Source organism: Methanoculleus sp. UBA430, from assembly GCF_002506585.1.
Lineage (GTDB): Archaea > Halobacteriota > Methanomicrobia > Methanomicrobiales > Methanoculleaceae > Methanoculleus.
In genome coordinates this window covers 68,094-84,269 of sequence record NZ_DAXW01000012.1, presented here as the reverse complement: position 1 = coordinate 84,269, position 16,176 = coordinate 68,094, and the positions used below count along the sequence as shown (strand labels likewise).

General features: G+C 62.0%; 16 protein-coding genes. 14 read left to right on the top strand and 2 right to left on the bottom strand.

The window, feature by feature from the left end:
• Positions 1–562: 562 nt before the first annotated feature.
• Positions 563–1,021, bottom strand: coding sequence for a hypothetical protein (locus tag BRA49_RS09885; RefSeq protein ID WP_292385656.1), 459 nt, complete (start codon positions 1,019–1,021; stop codon positions 563–565).
• A 130-nt stretch (positions 1,022–1,151) separates the two neighbouring features.
• Here BRA49_RS09885 and BRA49_RS09880 point away from each other — a divergent pair, with 130 nt between their 5' ends.
• Together BRA49_RS09880 and BRA49_RS09875 are read left to right on the top strand one after the other, a co-directional pair.
• The gene (locus BRA49_RS09880) at positions 1,152–2,951 is read left to right on the top strand and encodes a dipeptidase (protein ID WP_292385654.1); all 1,800 of its coding nucleotides are present in this window, start codon (positions 1,152–1,154) and stop codon (positions 2,949–2,951) included.
• 80 nt (positions 2,952–3,031) lie between these two features.
• Positions 3,032–3,793 carry a dienelactone hydrolase family protein gene (locus BRA49_RS09875; protein WP_292385652.1) on the top strand — a complete coding sequence of 254 codons (762 nt, stop codon included), beginning with the start codon at positions 3,032–3,034 and terminating at the stop codon, positions 3,791–3,793.
• Between the two features lie 13 nt (positions 3,794–3,806).
• Here BRA49_RS09875 and BRA49_RS09870 read toward each other — a convergent pair whose 3' ends face one another.
• On the bottom strand, positions 3,807–4,583 hold the full coding sequence (locus BRA49_RS09870) for a DUF169 domain-containing protein (protein ID WP_292385650.1): 777 nt from the start codon (positions 4,581–4,583) through the stop codon (positions 3,807–3,809).
• 199 nt (positions 4,584–4,782) lie between these two features.
• Here BRA49_RS09870 and BRA49_RS09865 point away from each other — a divergent pair, with 199 nt between their 5' ends.
• From BRA49_RS09865 to BRA49_RS09810, 12 genes are all read left to right on the top strand, one after another.
• Positions 4,783–5,229 (top strand): hypothetical protein, encoded by a 447-nt coding sequence (locus BRA49_RS09865; RefSeq protein WP_292385648.1) that lies wholly within the window; start codon positions 4,783–4,785, stop codon positions 5,227–5,229.
• Positions 5,229–5,831, top strand: a complete 603-nt coding sequence (locus BRA49_RS09860; RefSeq protein ID WP_292385646.1) for a DUF1673 family protein — start codon at positions 5,229–5,231, stop codon at positions 5,829–5,831. Before BRA49_RS09865 ends, BRA49_RS09860 begins: the two co-directional genes overlap by 1 nt.
• Entirely contained in the window at positions 5,828–6,436 is a 609-nt protein-coding gene (locus tag BRA49_RS09855) for a DUF1673 family protein (RefSeq protein WP_292385644.1), read from the top strand. The genes BRA49_RS09860 and BRA49_RS09855 overlap by 4 nt, the downstream gene beginning before the upstream one ends.
• The gene (locus tag BRA49_RS09850; RefSeq protein ID WP_292385642.1) at positions 6,433–7,131 is read left to right on the top strand and encodes a DUF1673 family protein; all 699 of its coding nucleotides are present in this window, start codon (positions 6,433–6,435) and stop codon (positions 7,129–7,131) included. The genes BRA49_RS09855 and BRA49_RS09850 overlap by 4 nt, the downstream gene beginning before the upstream one ends.
• Entirely contained in the window at positions 7,128–7,865 is a 738-nt protein-coding gene (locus tag BRA49_RS09845; protein ID WP_292385641.1) for a DUF1673 family protein, read from the top strand. Before BRA49_RS09850 ends, BRA49_RS09845 begins: the two co-directional genes overlap by 4 nt.
• Entirely contained in the window at positions 7,865–8,596 is a 732-nt protein-coding gene (locus BRA49_RS09840) for a hypothetical protein (RefSeq protein WP_292385639.1), read from the top strand. Before BRA49_RS09845 ends, BRA49_RS09840 begins: the two co-directional genes overlap by 1 nt.
• 94 nt (positions 8,597–8,690) lie before the next feature.
• Complete coding sequence (locus tag BRA49_RS09835; RefSeq protein WP_292385637.1) at positions 8,691–9,506, top strand: ABC transporter ATP-binding protein; 816 nt, start codon at positions 8,691–8,693, stop codon at positions 9,504–9,506.
• A gap of 124 nt (positions 9,507–9,630) precedes the next feature.
• Positions 9,631–10,653, top strand: coding sequence for a TIGR03557 family F420-dependent LLM class oxidoreductase (locus BRA49_RS09830; protein ID WP_292385635.1), 1,023 nt, complete (start codon positions 9,631–9,633; stop codon positions 10,651–10,653).
• A 45-nt stretch (positions 10,654–10,698) separates the two neighbouring features.
• Complete coding sequence (locus tag BRA49_RS09825; protein WP_292385633.1) at positions 10,699–11,829, top strand: hypothetical protein; 1,131 nt, start codon at positions 10,699–10,701, stop codon at positions 11,827–11,829.
• A gap of 122 nt (positions 11,830–11,951) precedes the next feature.
• On the top strand, positions 11,952–12,371 hold the full coding sequence (locus BRA49_RS09820) for a pyridoxamine 5'-phosphate oxidase family protein (RefSeq protein ID WP_292385631.1): 420 nt from the start codon (positions 11,952–11,954) through the stop codon (positions 12,369–12,371).
• Positions 12,372–13,343: 972 nt separating this feature from the next.
• The gene (npdG, locus tag BRA49_RS09815) at positions 13,344–14,021 is read left to right on the top strand and encodes an NADPH-dependent F420 reductase (protein WP_292385629.1); all 678 of its coding nucleotides are present in this window, start codon (positions 13,344–13,346) and stop codon (positions 14,019–14,021) included.
• Between the two features lie 577 nt (positions 14,022–14,598).
• Positions 14,599–15,972 carry a PAS domain S-box protein gene (locus BRA49_RS09810; RefSeq protein ID WP_292385627.1) on the top strand — a complete coding sequence of 458 codons (1,374 nt, stop codon included), beginning with the start codon at positions 14,599–14,601 and terminating at the stop codon, positions 15,970–15,972.
• Positions 15,973–16,176 lie beyond the last annotated feature (204 nt).

Sequence of the window (16,176 nt, the reverse complement as noted above, 5' to 3'; positions counted from 1 at the left end):
TCCATTATGGCTATCCCAACAGGATCTTTGTTCTCTGGAGCCTTCTGTTCCGCCCCAGGTCTCGAAAGCCAGACGAAGGGTGTTATCGATATCCAGCCTATTTTATGACCCGTAATGGCAATTTAATAATTCAGGATCTTCTGACTCAATCAATGTCGGTCCTGAAGTAGTTTTGGGACTATCATGCTATTCAATGTTGTCTTTGTATATCCTGTAAGTGTGGCGAGACCGTTTCGGGTAGATCCGGATTTTCTCGTGACCTCGTGCTTCCGGATACGTTCGGAGATGCCGGCGGCCGTCCCGGAGAGTTACAATTCCGCGTTCCGGGTACAACCGATCCGCTCCGGAGCGTGTCGCCAGCAGTCCGGCGGTTCCCTCATTCGAGCCACGTTGCGGAGCAGCACGTGATCGGAACGATCGGAACCAGAGCGATCCCTGTCGCAAGTGACGTCCGGCCTCTCTCTTCCGGGACGCCGTTGCCGCCTCTCCGCATCACCGGTAAATCCTACCCCGTACGGGGGATACGCAGGGCCGTGAAGTGAGGACGCGAGGCTGTCTTTTGCTATTGCGGGATCAATCCCCGCTCGCGCAGCAGTTTCTGCTCGTCCCCGGTGATGTACCCGAATATCCGGGGTTTTTCGCCGATTGTCTGGACAAAGTAGATGTTCTCGAAATCAATTTGGTCATCGCTGCCGTCCTTCCTCCGATACACCGATACCCAGTGCACCTTTGCCATCAGGTGATAGTCGTCGAGAGGTGTGACCGCAAGCGACGCGACCCTCATGGATTTCGTCCCGATGCTCCGGTAGAACTCAAACCCCTTCGGGATCTGAGCGCGGAACTCCTCGCCGTTCCTTCCGCAGGAGACACCGTTCGGGTCCGCCGCGATGATGCAATCGGCAAACGCCTCTGCCGTGGCCTCGACGTCGATCTCCGGCGCATCGACAAGGGCCTTGTTGAAGCCCGCCGCATACGCAGCAAAGAAGTCTTCCATCATGCTCAAACGTACATCTGGGTCCATTATTTTACGAGCAGCCTTTCCGGCCTTATATGCTTTGTCTTTCCGTTCTGCCGTGCCGAAACAGTAACGAACAATTCGCCATCCTTTTAAGTCCGGGTTATCATTTTTCTTTATGCGAAAGCGTGTGGATATGACTGTTTTCTTACGAAGCGCCCTCTGCCTGTTCGTTGCATCCCTGGTGGTCTCGAATGCAGCGGCATGTACCGTCTTTGCGATAACGCCCGGCGCATCCGAAGACGGGTCGATGTACGTCGGGCACACGAACGACGGCGTCGGGAAAGACTGGAGGAACATCGACGACATCAGCATACTCTACGTCCCCGCGGCCGACCATGCTCCCGGAGAGAAGAGAGCAATCGTTTTCGATCCCGACAGCGGTTCGGATACGGCGGGAGGTGCGAGCGGCGGTGATTCGCGCATGGTTCTCGGGTATATCGACCAGGTGCCGCACACCTACGCCTACTACACCGGCTCGTACGGCATGATGAACGAGCACCAGCTCCTCTCCGCCGAATGCACCGAATACGCGAAAGTCGAGCTTGATGCAGCCGAAGGAAAGCGGATCTTTTACTCCTCGGAGCTCTCGAACGTGGCACTCGAGCGGTGCACGAAAGCACGGGAAGCGGTTAAACTGGTCGGCGACCTGATCGACACCTACGGCTATTACGGAACCGGCGAGACGCTCGTCTTTGCCGACCCGGAGGAGGCGTGGGTCATTGAGATCTGCTCGAGCCTCGATCCGGAAGACGGCGGGGGCCTCTGGGTCGCGCAGAAGATCCCTGATGGAGAGGTCTTTGTAGCGGCAAACGAGTTCAGGATCCGCGAGGTCGCTCCCGGAAACCCCGACCAGATCTACTCGGCCGATCTCTTCACAAAACTCGAAGAAGCGGGCGTTTGGTCTCCCGGGGACGGCACCCTCGACTGGCTCGAAGCCGTCAGTTACGGCGAGTACTCGCACCCCTACTACTCGCTGATGCGGGTCTGGCGCATCCAGGACCTGCTCGCCCCGTCGCTCAACCTGAGCCCGTACGTCGAGGACTCGTACACGAAGGCGTACCCGTTCACCATCGCGCCCGACGAGAAGGTCAACCTGACCGGAGCGTTCTCGCTCTTCCGGGACCACTACGAGGGAACCGGATTCGACCTCTCTACCGGCGAAGCCGCAGGGCCGTTCGGGAACCCCTACCGGTACCTGGGACCCGACGACGCCCACACGAATTTCCAGAACGGGTCTTCTATGGAGGTCCGTGCCGGGGCGAACCCGCGGGCGATCTCGGAGATCTTCTGCAGTTACAGTTACGTCGCCCAGGCGCGGTCGTCCCTCCCCGACCCGGTGGGAGGCGTGCTCTGGTTCGGCCCCGCGGTCGCATACGAGACGGTCTATGCGCCGATCTACGCGGGGTCAACGAACGTATCCTCCGCATACGCGACCGGCGACCGGTTTGAATACGATCCAGACGCCGCCTACTGGACGTTTGATTTTGTAACGAATTGGGCCATGCTTCGCTACGACGCGATGATCGGTGAAATCACCGAAAAACAGGTCGAGCTCGAGGCCGAATCGATTGCCCTTGTGCAGCAGACCGATAGAGAGGCGGCCGAACTCATCGCTGCCGGCGACCATGAAGGGGCGGCACGTCTCCTCACGAACGTCACGGTCATGCGGGGTGACGAGATCGTCGACGAATGGCACGGCCTCGCGGGCACGCTGGTCGTTACGTACTCGAACGGCCTCATAACCGACCCGGCGACGGAGGCTGTCGAGGAGCCTGGGTACCCGGCATGGTGGCTGAACGAGACCGGGTACCAGTACGGGCCGCGGGTCTACGAACTCGACGAACTCCGCACCGCCGGCGGGCTGAACTACACCGAGAGCGCTGTCCGGGTCCCGAAGAACGCAACGTTTGCGGATATCCGGGAACTCATCTGACCACTTTTTTTGCCGAACGGGCGTCACCGTTATATGACGTGAGCAGGATGAGGGTGCACCCTGGGACGGGGGGGTAACCTATGAGAAGTATGATCCTGCTTGCAGCGGTCGTATCCCTGCTCCTTCTCGTCGGCGGTGTGGGCGCCGCCGACATCGGGACTGCCGGGATGCGGAACGGAACGACGGTGAACATCCAGAGCGACGGCCAGAGTTATCCGGCCTACATCACGACCCCCGAAGGCGATGGGCCGTCCCCGGCCGTGGTGCTAATCCACTCCTTCAACGGCCTGGAGCCCGGATACCGGGTTATGGCCGACCGCCTGGCGGCAGATGGGTTCGTCGTCATCGCCCCGGAGTGGCAGACCTTCGAGCAGGCGCCACAGGACAACGTGACGGAAGAGCTGATCCGGGATACGGTCGCGTATCTCGGGACCCGGCCCGAGGTGAACGCGAGCAGCATCGGGCTCGCGGGGTTCTGCGCGGGCGGACGCTACACGATGCTCTTCCTGCCCCGGATCGAGGAGTTCAGTGCGGGTGTCGCCTGGTACGGCTTCCCCTACTCCGGCGGGCAGGCGAACGGGACGGCGCCGGCAAGCCAGATCGGCAACATCACCGACCCGATGCTGATCATCCACGGCACGGCGGACGAGGCGAGCCCGGTGGCCGATATCTACCGCTACGCGACCGAGCTCGATGCGGCCGGGAAGTACTTCGAGCTCAAGGTCTACCAGGGCGAGCCGCACGGGTTCATGATCGGCGAGGACGGGGAGCTCGTGGAGACGCCCCTCACGGAGAGCGCGTATTCGGAGATGGCGGGGTTCTTCAACCGGACGCTCGGTTGAATCCCCCGTCCGCTCATTTTTGGGGCGAATGGAGGCTATTGCTCCGGTCTATCTTCTTCATCACCTTCTCCCAGGACTCCGTGATGAGGAAACTCTCCTCCATATAGCCGATGACCCTCTCGAACTTCTTCATGGGAAATGCCATCGTCAGGACATCCAGCGGGACGCAGGGCCGTGCCGAGGGGTCGAAGATCCCGAGCACCGCTCGTGGGTTCTCGCTCTGCTGCTCAAGCCAGGGGAAGGAGAAGACCGAGCTGCACCCGGCGCCGAAGGGGGTCACGACCCCGTATGGGTCGGCCCGGTCGAAGTTCGCAAGCGTGAAGAGGCCGGAGAGCACTTCCGGGCGGGCGAAGAAGACGACGGCGTCCGGGTTGTCGGCGTCCGTGAGGTTGTCCCAGCGCTTGAAGACGATGCTCCGTCCCTTTGTCGGTATCCGGGGAGTTCCCCGGTCGAGTTCGTCGACGATCTCCGGCGTCTGCTTGTAGCGCTCCCCTTCCATCTCACCGGGTTTCCCGGTGGAGAGGAAGTAGCGGAAGTCGGGGAACCGCTCTGCGTCGTAACCGAGGTAGAACCTCCCGCCGCGGCAGCCGATGGAGTCCTCGGAAAAGACAAGGCTCTTTCCGTTTCGTACCTTTACAAGGTCGCAGACGAAGCACCTCCAGCCTTTCGGGGCGGGGGCCTTCTCCACTTCATCGGTCGCGCCTCCGACCTCGAAGGCGATCGGGAGTTCTGTGCCCGGGAAGTACTTCTCGTGGAGTTCAATGTAGGCGTCGCGCAGTGCGGTATCCATACGGTTCTGTTCCGGGGGAACGGCGATTAATTTTCTGATCCGCCTCCCGGTCGGGGAGCGTACACCCGGCGGCCTGTCACCATCCGGTCAGGGAAGTGGGGTATGACCCGGGCGCTATCCGACCGCCGGGAACCGCACACGAGCCGGCTCGACGGGAAAGATCGAAATGTATATATTGTCAACCCCTGAATGTTGACGCATGCCTATCCCCTTAAACGACAGGCAGTTTGCGTTCTGGCAGCTCCGCCGCACCGGCCTCCCGAACGTCAGCATCGCAGACCGCTTCCGCATATCCCGCCAGGCGGTCTCGAAGGCGCTGCTCGCCATGGACCGGAAGGTCGAGGAGACGCTTCTTTCGATGGCGCAGGCGAACCAGATCGAGATCGAGCGCCTGAACGCGGGAGTTGGCGTCCTCCTTGGCCGCTCCGTTCCCTTCGACGCGGCGGCCATCGTCTTCGTCTCGGCGGACCGCGGGGTGCAGGTCTGGTACGAGCACGAGGGCGACTGCGGCGCGTGCCAGCGGTACGCCCGGTGCATCGAGCTTCTCTGGGGCTACGCCGACGAACTGGGGATTACGCTTGAAAAGACCGACGACCCGACCCGTATGGCCGACGAACTCTTCGCGAAACTCCGGGAGATGGTCTGATGCCGCTCATGGAGACGATCCGGGCGTATCTCGGATGGTGCCCCATGACGGGGGCGATGCGGCCGGAACTCGCGGTGCGGTCGGCTGCGGCCGCGGCGGCGGGCGGGCAGGACGGGCTCTTCCGGGCCGAACCCGGGTGGTGGCACCGCTACCACAACCAGCTCTTCACCATGGCGCTGGCCGCATCGGCGGCGACAGCAGCGGTTTATCTCCTGATCGGGGATGAGTTGGGGTATCCGGATGTGTGGACGGGCCTTGCCATCGGGGCTGGAGGGGCCCTCGGCTTCCTGCTCGGTCACCGGAAGCAGTATGCGCGGGTTGCCGCCGGCGAGTTCATCAGGGCCAACATGAGCCGGTGGCAGCGCGTCATCCGGGACCTGGGCGGGCCGGTGGCCCTCATTCTCTCCGCCGCTATCGTGGTGCTTTTTATTCGGAACGAGATGTTCGGCCAGATCATCGGGTTCATGCTGGCCGTGAGCCTCATTGGGTGGGCGACGTACGGTATCACGATCCTCTGGGAGCGCAGACACCGCACAACCCTGATCGCGGAGAAAGGGTCGATGTATACCCTGGATACGACAGCGGAGGGTGAAAACGCATGATGCTGAAGGTCACCGGGGCGATACGGAGGCTTATGGGCTGGTGCCCCATGACGGGGTCGATGCGGCCGGAGCTCACGATGCGACCGGCGACTGCCGCGTTACCGGGCGGGCGGGACTGCGTCCCCCGGACCGAGCCCGGGTGGTGGCGAATCCACCACAACCAGCTGCTCATCGCGGCGCTGGTTGCATCAGCGGTGGCAGCGGCGCTCTTTACCCTGGTCGAGGATGCTTCAGGGCACCTTGCCATGTGGACGGGTCTTGCCGTCGGGGTAGGGGCGCTCCTCGGCGCTCTGCTCAGTTATCGGAAGCGGTATGCGCGGGTTGCCGCCGGTGAGTTCCACAGGGAGAACATGACCCCTGGACGGCGCATTGTTCAGTACCTGAAAGCACCGGTGTTCTCCGTTCTCTTTGTCGCCGGTATGGCGTACCTTGTTCTGGGCGAGATGTTCGACCGGATTCCCGGGCTCATGCTGGGCGCAAGCCTCATCTTCTGGACCTGGTACGGCCTCACGATCCTCTGGGAGCGCCGGCACCAGGCGATCATGATCGCGGAGTGGGGGTCGGTGTATACCGTGGATACGGCAACAAAGGGTGAACGCGTATGATAATGAAGTTCTCCGAGACGATACGCCGTTGGATGGGCTGGTGCCCGAACGCGGCGGCGGCCGGCACTGTCCGCCGGCGGTATGCCGCGCCGGAGGGCGAGGTCGGTATGGCGAGAGAAGGCAACCGGGATGTGGTGGAGGGTGCACTGGTGGACTACGGCCCAATCGGCACCCCGGGGAGGCTCTTCCTGCTGCTGCTTGCCGGCGCCTCTCTCATCGGCTGCCTCGCTGTGACAGCTCTTGCTGGCCGTCTTCTCCTGCTGGCTACCCTGCTGGCTTTCTCCGGTGTGGAGTTGTACGGGGTCCTGCGAAGAGCCCGCGTCGAGATTGCTTCGGACGCGATCACCATCAGGCGACCGCTCTTTCGGCCCGTCGTCATCCCTAAGGATGCCGTCGTGAAGGTGGAGGTGGGAGAGAACAAACTCCCCGTCCCCTTCTGGCTCCTCGCGACGACGCTGGCGGCGCTTCTCGTGTCGGCGGCCGGCAGTATATACCTTGGATGGGATAACCCGACCTCCATGCGGTTTATCTTCGGGATTGGTGGCGCAATCTTCTTCCCCGTGATCGTCTACCGCACCTACGTGCGGGCACGTTACCCGCGAACCCTGACGATAACGACCGCGGAGAAGAAACTTGCTGCTATCTACGCGGACGACCCCGAACGGATAGCCCGCATGCTGGAGGTAGCCGGATGATGGTTTTCGTGGAGTATATCCGGAAGAGACTCGGCTGGTGCCCGAACGCGGCAGCCGCCGGGGTCTGCCAGCGCCGGTATGCTGAGCCGGCCGGCGAGGTCGGGCTCGGGGCTGCGGCGGACGGCAATCGGGAGGTGGTGGAGAACGTATTCGTGGACTACGTCAGTCCCCGCCTCTTACCGCTGATGCTGCTTGCCCTCGGTGGGTTCTTCGGGCTCCTCGTAATAGGCTTCCTGATCCCCCAGTTGCGTTCCGGGTTCTATATCCTCCTCGCCCTCACCTTCACGACGTATGCCGCAGTGCGCCTCTATCTCGATACAAAACAGACAGTAGTAGAGTCCTTCGGGGATGCCATCATTGTCCGGAGACCGCATTCCCAACCGCTCGTCTTCGAAAAGGATGCCGTCAGGTCGGTCGAGGTGAAAGAGACAAACCTTCCCATTCCTCGCTGGGCGGTCGCGTTGCTCTTTCTTCTCCTGGTTGCGGGGATATTCTTCGGCCTCGCAGGGAGGGGGTTGACGCAGTTTTTAGGCGGCCAGATGGTCGACCCCGAGTTCTCGTTTCATCTTCTCTTTTCAGCCGGCTTTGCGGTGTATTTGCTAGCGAAGTTATATCACGCCCTTCTCAGTCTGCGGTATCCCGGTTACCTCAAGGTGAAACTGGAGTCCGGCGGGTTCCTCCACGTCTACACGGACGACCCCGAACGGATTGCCCGGGTGCTGGGGGGTTCCTGATGACGGTCTTTATGGAGTATCTCAGGAAGAAACTCGGCTGGTGCCCGAACGCGGCGGTGACCGGGACCGTCCGCCGACAGTATCCCACCCCCGACGGCGAGATCGGGCTCGAAGCCGCTAAAGGTTGCAGCCGGGAGGTCATCGAGGGCGTATTTGTGGATTACACCAGTCCCCGTTTTTTACCGGTCTCGATCCTCGTCTTCGGCGGACTCTTCGTGGCAGGTCTCCTGATCCCCTCCCTGCGCTTCGTGTTCCTTATCCTCACAGGCCTCTCCTTTATAGCGTATGCCGCGGTGCATCTCTCTCTCGATACGAAACGGGCTGAGATAGAGTCATTCAGGGATGCCATCGTCGTCCGGAGATCGCGTTCTCAGCCGCTCGTCTTCGGAAAGGATGCTTTCAGATCGGTCGAGGTGAAGGGGCCGTACCCTCCCATCCTCCGCTGGACATTTGCACTCTTCCTGGTTCTCCTGATTGCGGGGGTATACTTCGTCAGGGTGTGGGTTGGGTGGATACGGTATTCGGGCGCCCTGGCTGTCGATCCCGAATTCCTCGTTCGCACCTTCTTTGAGGTCGGCGTTGCGGTGTTCATGCTGGAGTTGCTCTATCGTTTCCTGGTCAGTCTGCGGTATCCCGGCCACGTCAGGGCAGCGCTCAAGCCCGCCGGGTTCCTCCGCGTCTACACGGACGACCCGGAGAGGGTTGCCGCGCTGCTCGGTGCCCCGCGGTGACGAAAGCGTACCTTTTGACGAGAACCGTCCAACATACACAGCGACAATCGATGGAATCCCTGTACCGAATACCCCACCCGACGGAGCGGCCGGCATGACCGATAGCACCGCCGGCGCTCAACAGTCACCGCCGCTCGTCGAGTTCAAAAACGTCAGCGTCGTCCGGGACGGCCACAGACTCCTCGACTCTGTATCGCTCACGATCCGCGAGGGAGAGCATATCGCCATCCTCGGGCCGAACGGCGCCGGGAAGTCGTCGCTCATCCGGGCGATCACCCGCGAGTATTACCCCTCCTCGCCGGGCCCGGAGGTCACGTTCCGGTTCCGGGGGCAGGATACGTGGGACGCCTTCTCCTTGAGGTCCCACCTCGGGGTCGTCTCCGCCGACCTCCAGCAGACTTTCGTCCGCAGGATATCGGGCCGCGAGGTCGTCCTCTCGGGGTTCTTCTCGAGCATCGGGCTCTTCCTCTCCCACGAGGTGACGGACGCGATGGAGCGGAAGGCCGACGAGATCCTCGAGTTCCTCGACGTCGCCCACCTTGCCGATCGCCCGATGACCGAGATCTCCTCGGGCGAGGCCCGCAGGCTCCTGATAGGGCGGGCACTCGTCCACGACCCGGGCACCCTCGTCCTCGACGAGCCCACGAACAGCCTTGATCTTCACGCGCTCCACACCTTCAGAAAAACCCTCCGAAAGATCGCACAGTCCGGCACCGGCATCATCCTGGTGACCCACAACCTCCACGATATCATCCCCGAGATCTCCCGGGTCGTCCTGATGCGGGACGGCGCCGTCCGGCAGGACGGCCCGAAGGCGGAGGTGCTGACCGACGACGCTATCGGCGGGCTCTTCCGTGTCCCTGTCCGCGTCCGGGAGGAGGACGGCTACTACTACGCGACGGGCTACTGAACCGCCCCTCGACAATGCCATTTTTTAATCGGCACAACGCTTAAGACCGGTGACGATCTCTCCCGGCGCCTATACCCCGGCACCTCCGTGCAAGGGACGGGGAATCCGAGAGGAGAGAGAAAACATGGTCGAGATTGGCTATAAACTCTTCACCGAGTCGCACAGTGCGCCCGAACTGGTGAAGAACGCAAGGCTTGCCGAGGACGCTGGCTTCTCGTTTCTGAGCATCAGCGATCATTACCTCCCGTGGATCTCGAACCACGGGCACGCCGGGTTTGTCTGGTGCACCATCGGCGGGGTGTCGCAGGCCACCTCGCGGGTCAGGGTCTCCACCGGCGTGACCTGCCCGCTGATACGCTATCACCCGGCGATCGTCGCGCAGGCCGCTGCAACCGCCGCCACGATGATGCCGGGAAGGTTCGAACTCGGGCTCGGGACGGGCGAGAGTTTGAACGAACATGTCGTCAGCGGCGTCTTTCCGACGTCCGAGCCGGTGCGGCTCGATATGCTCCGCGAAGCGGTGAAGATCATCCGGACGCTCTGGAGGGGTGGCATGCAGGACTACTCCGGCACCTACTACACCCTCGACAACGCCCGGATCTACGAACTGCCGAGGGAGTTACCGCAGATCCGTATCTCAGCGGAAGGGCCGATCTCGGCGGAGGTTGCCGGCGAGATCGGCGACGCGCTCATCCACTTCGAGCAGAAGCCCGAAGAGGTCATCGAAACGTTCCGTTCGTCGGGCGGCGAGGGCAAATCGTGCATGATCGAGACCGTGGTCTGCTACGGCACGAGCGAGGAGGAGGCGAAGCGCACGGCATACGAGTGGTTCCCTATGGCCGCGAACAAGGGGGAACTGAACTGGATCGTCCCCACCCCGACACACTTTGAGCAGTTGCAGCAGATGGTGACACCAGAGGATGTCGCAAAGAACGTCCTCTGCGGCCCTGACCCGCAGAAGATCATCGAGAAGGTGGGCAAATTCGTCGATATGGGATACGACAGCGTCCTGCTGCACCAGGTGGGCCCTGACCAGGAGGCGTTCATCAACCTCGCCCACGACGTCATCCTGCCGGAGTTCGGGATCAAGCCCCCGCGGCCCGAGTCCGGGGGAAGGATGGTTCCCGGGCCGGGTCGCGCACGGTGAGCATGAGCCCGCCGGTCTCATCAGCCAGCCCCCGGTGAAGGAGAGATGGCGCACAACGTGACCACCCCAACCGTCCGCGGTCTCATGGCGGAGTTTGCCGCCCGGACCGGGCTTGACCCGCCCCACACCCGCCCGAGACGCTACCTCTGGACGGACGCCTACGCGGTCTGCAACTACCTCGAACTCTCTCGCCGGACAGGCAACGGGGTCTACCGCGACCTCGCCCTCCGCCTCGTCGACCAGGTACACCACACCCTCGGCCGGCACCGCGAAGACGACTCTCGCACGGGCTGGATCAGCGGACTTCCCGAAGAGGAGGGCGAGGCGCACCCGACCCGGGGCGGACTCCGGATCGGTAAACCGCTTCCCGAACGAAGGCTCGGTGAGCCGTTCGACGAGCGGCTGGAGTGGGACCGTGACGGGCAGTATTATCACTACCTCACGAAGTGGATGCACGCGCTCAACCGGGTGAGCAGGGCGACCGGAGACCCGGCCTATACCCGGTGGGCGGTGGAACTTGCACAGGCTGCCCACGCCGCGTTCACCGACACCCTCCCCTCCGGCGGCAGGAGAATGTACTGGAAGATGAGCATCGACCTTGCCCGGCCGCTCGTCCCCGCTATGGGCCAGCACGACCCGCTCGACGGGTTCGTCACCTACAGCGAGCTCAACGCATCTGCAGGGGGGATCGACCTCTCGATCGAGATCGCCGATATGGCCGGCATCTGCCGGGGCGGGAGCCTCGTTACGGACGACCCGCTCGGCATCGGCGGCCTCCTTTACGATGCCGGAAGGATCGCACACCTCGCGGGCCAGGTCAGGTCCATGTCCGACGACCTGCTGGCATCCGTCCTCGACGCGGCCCTCGCCGGCCTCGCCGCCTTTGCCGGGGGCGGGACGCTCCGCTACCCCGCGGATTACCGTCTCGCCTTCCGGGAATTCGGGCTCTCCATCGGCCTGTCGGGGGCCAGGGCGCTCGCGGAGCGAGTCCGTGAGAATCCTGACCTCTCCCGGCGGGCGGACGCTCTCATGCAGTACGCCCCGCTCGCCGATGAGATCGAGCGCTTCTGGATGGACCCGGAGAACCGGAAAGCCGGCACCTGGACCGGGAACCCCGAGATCAATACCGTGATGCTCGCCACCAGCCTCGCTCCCGGGGAGTTCCTGGCGGTATAACGTGGGTGGAAGAGATCTCCTCAAAACGAGACCTCCCGGCGGCCCACAGGGTTCATGCGGCCCCATACCCATACCTTTTTAGGGCGGAACGATAAGTTCTGGTCCAGAGGAGGAATGTACCTGTGTCATCAAAATTGATGGATTACTTCAACAAACAGCCGAGGCTCGGTGTGCTCAGCACCGCGAACAAAGAAGGGAAGATCGATGCGGCGGTCTTCGGCTCGCCGATGATGGTCGACGAGAAGACCGTCGTGATGGGGCTCGGAAATAACCGCACGTTTGCCTACCTGCAGGAGAATCCCAATGCTGTCTTCACGATCATGGAACAGGGAGCGACGCTTGCGGACTGGAAGGGGCTCCGGGTCTACCTGAAGATGAAGGAGTACGCGACCTCCGGAGAGACGCTCGATACCTACCGAAGAAAAGTCGCCGAGGCCGCAGGCAAGGAGGCGGCAGCGATGATCCATGCCTCGGTGACGTTCGAGGTAGGTGAGGTGCGGCCCCTCATCGATATGGGCCAGGGCTGGGAGAAGTCCGTCTGAACGCTCTTTTGGGGCTCTCCCGGTCCATCTGCAACTACCGGAGAGACGGGATCGAAGTGCACCGGGAGTCTTTCTGCCGGGTCTTTGCCCGGCAGCAAGTCCGGCTAGATCGGGCTGCCCCCTGCTGGACGCGCATCTGTTGCAGACCGGGTTGTGTCAGGCGGCTGGCATCCATATTCTGTTAAAACCCTTAATTCTCCTTTTCTCTGCCTCCCGGGGTGAGGTATCCAATTACCGGGTCATGAGCAGGCCCGTTTCTCACTGCCCGACGCAGGCGGCATCGCTGTCTGTTGGCCATCCCGCGGCAAGGGGTGACATTGCCTGTCGGAAACGTCGGTTCGCGCCATAAACGGCGCAGTCTCTCATGTGCCTGATGCAGTTATCCTCGTTTTCTTTCAGCGGAATCGACGGCGATTATACTGCGTGGGCAGTATGGAAACATTTAAGGGGTACAATGCGCAGCTTCTTCTCAGAGAGGTCGCCCTGAAACCCTCTGTCGGGAGGGGACACCCTTCCCGTTCTTCCCACTCGAAACCCTCCGGGTTTCTCGAGCTCCTGCTATCTGGTAGCCGTTAATCGCACCATTGGTGCACACAGACCCGCCGTTCCACCGGGCGCACCCCCTGACGTGATATACGACTGCCGTTCCGGTAGGAGCGAGGGGCATCGGTGTGACTGCAGATGACCTGCGTACAGGTGCTTTGCTCAGGCCTGCCTATGGTTCGCAGTTCGTTTTGGGGAGGCCTCTGAGACGAATAGGCGACAGGATTAGCAAGAATGAAAGCCATGGTCCCAATGGGACGGCACGGGAAAGAGGGCCAGCTGAATGCGGCCGTCATGTAGTTCGCGAGCGACAAAGCGAACTACATCACGGGGACAACCGCGGTTGTCGACAGCGGATACACCCGTATCCGATGCATAGAGCAACGAACACGAATCTGACAACAGTAAACAAATTGAAGTGATTAATACATGACGATTGGAGTAATCGGTGGAACGGGGGGTCAGGGTCTCGGGATCGCCCTCCGGTTTGCACAGGTAGGAGAGACCGTCATCATCGGCTCGAGGACGCTTGATAAGGCCCAGGCCGGTGTCGACAAGGTCAAGGAGCTTCTCGGCGACATCCCGAACATCAGGGCGGCCACGAACCCCGACGCGGCAAAAGCCGCCGACGTCCTGGTCCTCACGGTGCCGCTCGCGGCCCAGAAGGACACACTGCTCTCGATCAAGGAAGGTGCGGCAGGAAAGCCCCTGCTCGACGCGACCGGACCGCTGGAGTCCTGCATCGGCGGGTCGGCGACGAAGTACATCGACCTCCCCGAGGGGTCCGCCGCGGAACGGTCCCAGTCGATCCTGCCGGACGCGAAGGTGATCTGTGCGTTCAACAACATCTCCCAGACCTGGTGGATGCAGCTGAACGAACCGATCGACTGCGACTGTCTCATTTCCGGCGACGATAAGGCGGCCAAGGAGCTCGTGACCCCGCTGATCGAGAAGATCCCGGGGATCAAGGTCGTCGACTGCGGCAAACTCGAGCGGGCCTGCATCATCGAGAAGATCACGCCGCTCCTGATCGGCCTCAACATCAAGAACAAGTGCCAGTTCGGCGGCATCCGGATCACCGGCCTCGACAAGGGCCGCGCCTGCTGATACAGCACATCAACCTGAAACCACGGGGGTGCCGCACAGGCATGTGCGCTCCCCGATTGTGGTACCGGTCATGACGGGACAGCCTATCCGAATTTCCCGGAAGGGCTCTCCCGGTCCATCTCCGTTCCCGGGATACACCGTTTCTTTCCCCTGCTGTCTTCTTGAACACCGCAAGAGGATAGTACTGCCCATCCGACCCCCCGGATCACGCCGAATCTTCGCATCTCTGCTATTGCAGTTGACCCTCTTTCTCCCGCAGTTCCCGCAACATACGTGGCAGGTATACCCCGATCTCCAATAGGGAAACCTTTATCCTGCGGGGGTGAAGGTGGCGGAGCGGGAAGCCCCACCCTTCAGGGCGGGGCAGTCCGCATGCGAATCGATTCCGCCTCCGGCATCACGACGATGGACCCGGAGTCGTGTCCGTGACCTGGAAAGCGACCGGGCGGAGTATGCTCACGAGAAAGTATTTTGCAGAGTGAGGGCGACAACCTGTCATAAGTACGATGTCCACTGAAATTCTATCGTTCCCGGCATCACGGCAACAAGGTTGGCTGTGCGAGATACAGGGTGCGGCATGACGGACTCCGCGACCGGATACCAGGAGCAGTTTTCCCGGATCCTCGACCTGCTCGAAGAGCACGCGACGACAGGGATGTCCGTGACGGCGGTCGCCCACGAGCTCGGCATCACCCGCGTCTCCGCCGCCAAATACCTCGAACTCCTTGCCGCGAACGGCGACGTCTACATGGAACGGTTCGGCCAGAAGAAGCTCTACCGGCGGTCGCACCGCCTGCCCCTGCGTGAGATCTTCGACCATTCCCCGAATGCGCTGGCGATCCTGGACGCCGACCTCCGGATCTGCATGGTGAACGCGAGTTTCATCGCCACCCTCGGCATCCGGTCGGGCCACAACCTGATCGGGGTTCCGCTCTTCGATCTCGACCTCCGGATCTTCTCTGATATTGCGGTCCGGCGGAACATCGAGCGAATCCACCAATCGGAGACCTACCTCGAGGAGATACAGTTGATCGACGAGCGAACGGACCGGATCTATCTCGTCAACTTCGCGCCGATCGTCTCGCAGACCGAGAGCCCGGAGATCCTGGTCACCCTCCGGGAGATCACCGCGTTGAAGAAGATCGAGATCGCCCTGAAGAACTCGGAGTGGAAGATCGCGACCCTCTTCGGGACGGTTCCAAACGGGATCATCATCTTCGCCGCCGATGGGGCTATCCTGAACGCCAACCCCGCCTCGCTCAGGATCCTCGGGCTGTACACCTTCGAGCAGCTCTCCGCCGCGAGCATCTTCACCCTGGCCTGTTCCCCGGGAACGCTCGAGTCGCTGGTCCATGCAGGCCAGGTGGCCGAGATCGAGCTCGCCTGCGACTTCGACCGCATGAGGCGGGAGCAGATCCCGAGCACCAAGTCCGGCGTGGCCTACTTTGATGTGAACTTCACCCCGATCCGGCAGGAGAACGGCGGCCCGCCGGACGAGTTCGCCATCGTCTTCAAGGATATCACGAGCGACCGCAGGGAGCGAAAGAATCTGACCTTCAGGGAGACGCGGTACCGTTCGCTCTTCGAGAACGCTTGCAACGGCGTGATCGTCTACGGGGTGATCCGCGGTGGTGAGGGGTTCGTCTTCAACGACATCAACCGGGCGGCCGAGAAGATCCTCGGGTTCAAGAAGGAGGAGCTGATCGGCCGGAATGTCTGGGATGTCTTCCCCGCTCTCGCCGAACCCGGGTTGTTGGAGGCCGTCCAGCAGGGCTTTGCCCGGGAACGCCCGGTCTTCCTCCCGCCGCTCCAGTACCGGGAGGGAGACGACGTCTGGATCTGGCACTACCTCTTCAAACTCCCCTCGGGCGAGCTCGCCTCTCTTATGATCGACGTCTCCACCGAGGTCTGCGACGGGAACGGCCCGCCGTCGAGCCCCGGTATTCGCTGACAATCCATGGTATACGATCCGCTGATCGAGCGACCTGCGCGATCGGCGGGAGTGACCGGCACCGGTACTCCAGAGGGGTCGGGATCCCCGGAGGGGCTCATCGCTGAGAGAGGGGCCAGGGGGACTGGCTCTCGTAATATCATATAAATCTTGCACCCTAGTGATTCTCAGTAAAACGAAATTATATGGGCAGCCGTACTCTTC

Coding starts and splice junctions, on each gene's coding strand:
- BRA49_RS09810 (WP_292385627.1), top strand. CDS start 14,599: ATGACGGACTCCGCGACCGGATACCAGGAGCAGTTTTCCCGGATCCTC.
- BRA49_RS09860 (WP_292385646.1), top strand. CDS start 5,229: ATGCCGCTCATGGAGACGATCCGGGCGTATCTCGGATGGTGCCCCATG.
- BRA49_RS09880 (WP_292385654.1), top strand. CDS start 1,152: ATGACTGTTTTCTTACGAAGCGCCCTCTGCCTGTTCGTTGCATCCCTG.
- BRA49_RS09865 (WP_292385648.1), top strand. CDS start 4,783: ATGCCTATCCCCTTAAACGACAGGCAGTTTGCGTTCTGGCAGCTCCGC.
- BRA49_RS09885 (WP_292385656.1), bottom strand. CDS start 1,021: ATGGACCCAGATGTACGTTTGAGCATGATGGAAGACTTCTTTGCTGCG.
- BRA49_RS09840 (WP_292385639.1), top strand. CDS start 7,865: ATGACGGTCTTTATGGAGTATCTCAGGAAGAAACTCGGCTGGTGCCCG.
- BRA49_RS09875 (WP_292385652.1), top strand. CDS start 3,032: ATGAGAAGTATGATCCTGCTTGCAGCGGTCGTATCCCTGCTCCTTCTC.
- BRA49_RS09830 (WP_292385635.1), top strand. CDS start 9,631: ATGGTCGAGATTGGCTATAAACTCTTCACCGAGTCGCACAGTGCGCCC.
- BRA49_RS09825 (WP_292385633.1), top strand. CDS start 10,699: ATGGCGCACAACGTGACCACCCCAACCGTCCGCGGTCTCATGGCGGAG.
- BRA49_RS09845 (WP_292385641.1), top strand. CDS start 7,128: ATGATGGTTTTCGTGGAGTATATCCGGAAGAGACTCGGCTGGTGCCCG.
- BRA49_RS09855 (WP_292385644.1), top strand. CDS start 5,828: ATGATGCTGAAGGTCACCGGGGCGATACGGAGGCTTATGGGCTGGTGC.
- BRA49_RS09850 (WP_292385642.1), top strand. CDS start 6,433: ATGATAATGAAGTTCTCCGAGACGATACGCCGTTGGATGGGCTGGTGC.
- npdG (WP_292385629.1), top strand. CDS start 13,344: ATGACGATTGGAGTAATCGGTGGAACGGGGGGTCAGGGTCTCGGGATC.
- BRA49_RS09870 (WP_292385650.1), bottom strand. CDS start 4,583: ATGGATACCGCACTGCGCGACGCCTACATTGAACTCCACGAGAAGTAC.
- BRA49_RS09835 (WP_292385637.1), top strand. CDS start 8,691: ATGACCGATAGCACCGCCGGCGCTCAACAGTCACCGCCGCTCGTCGAG.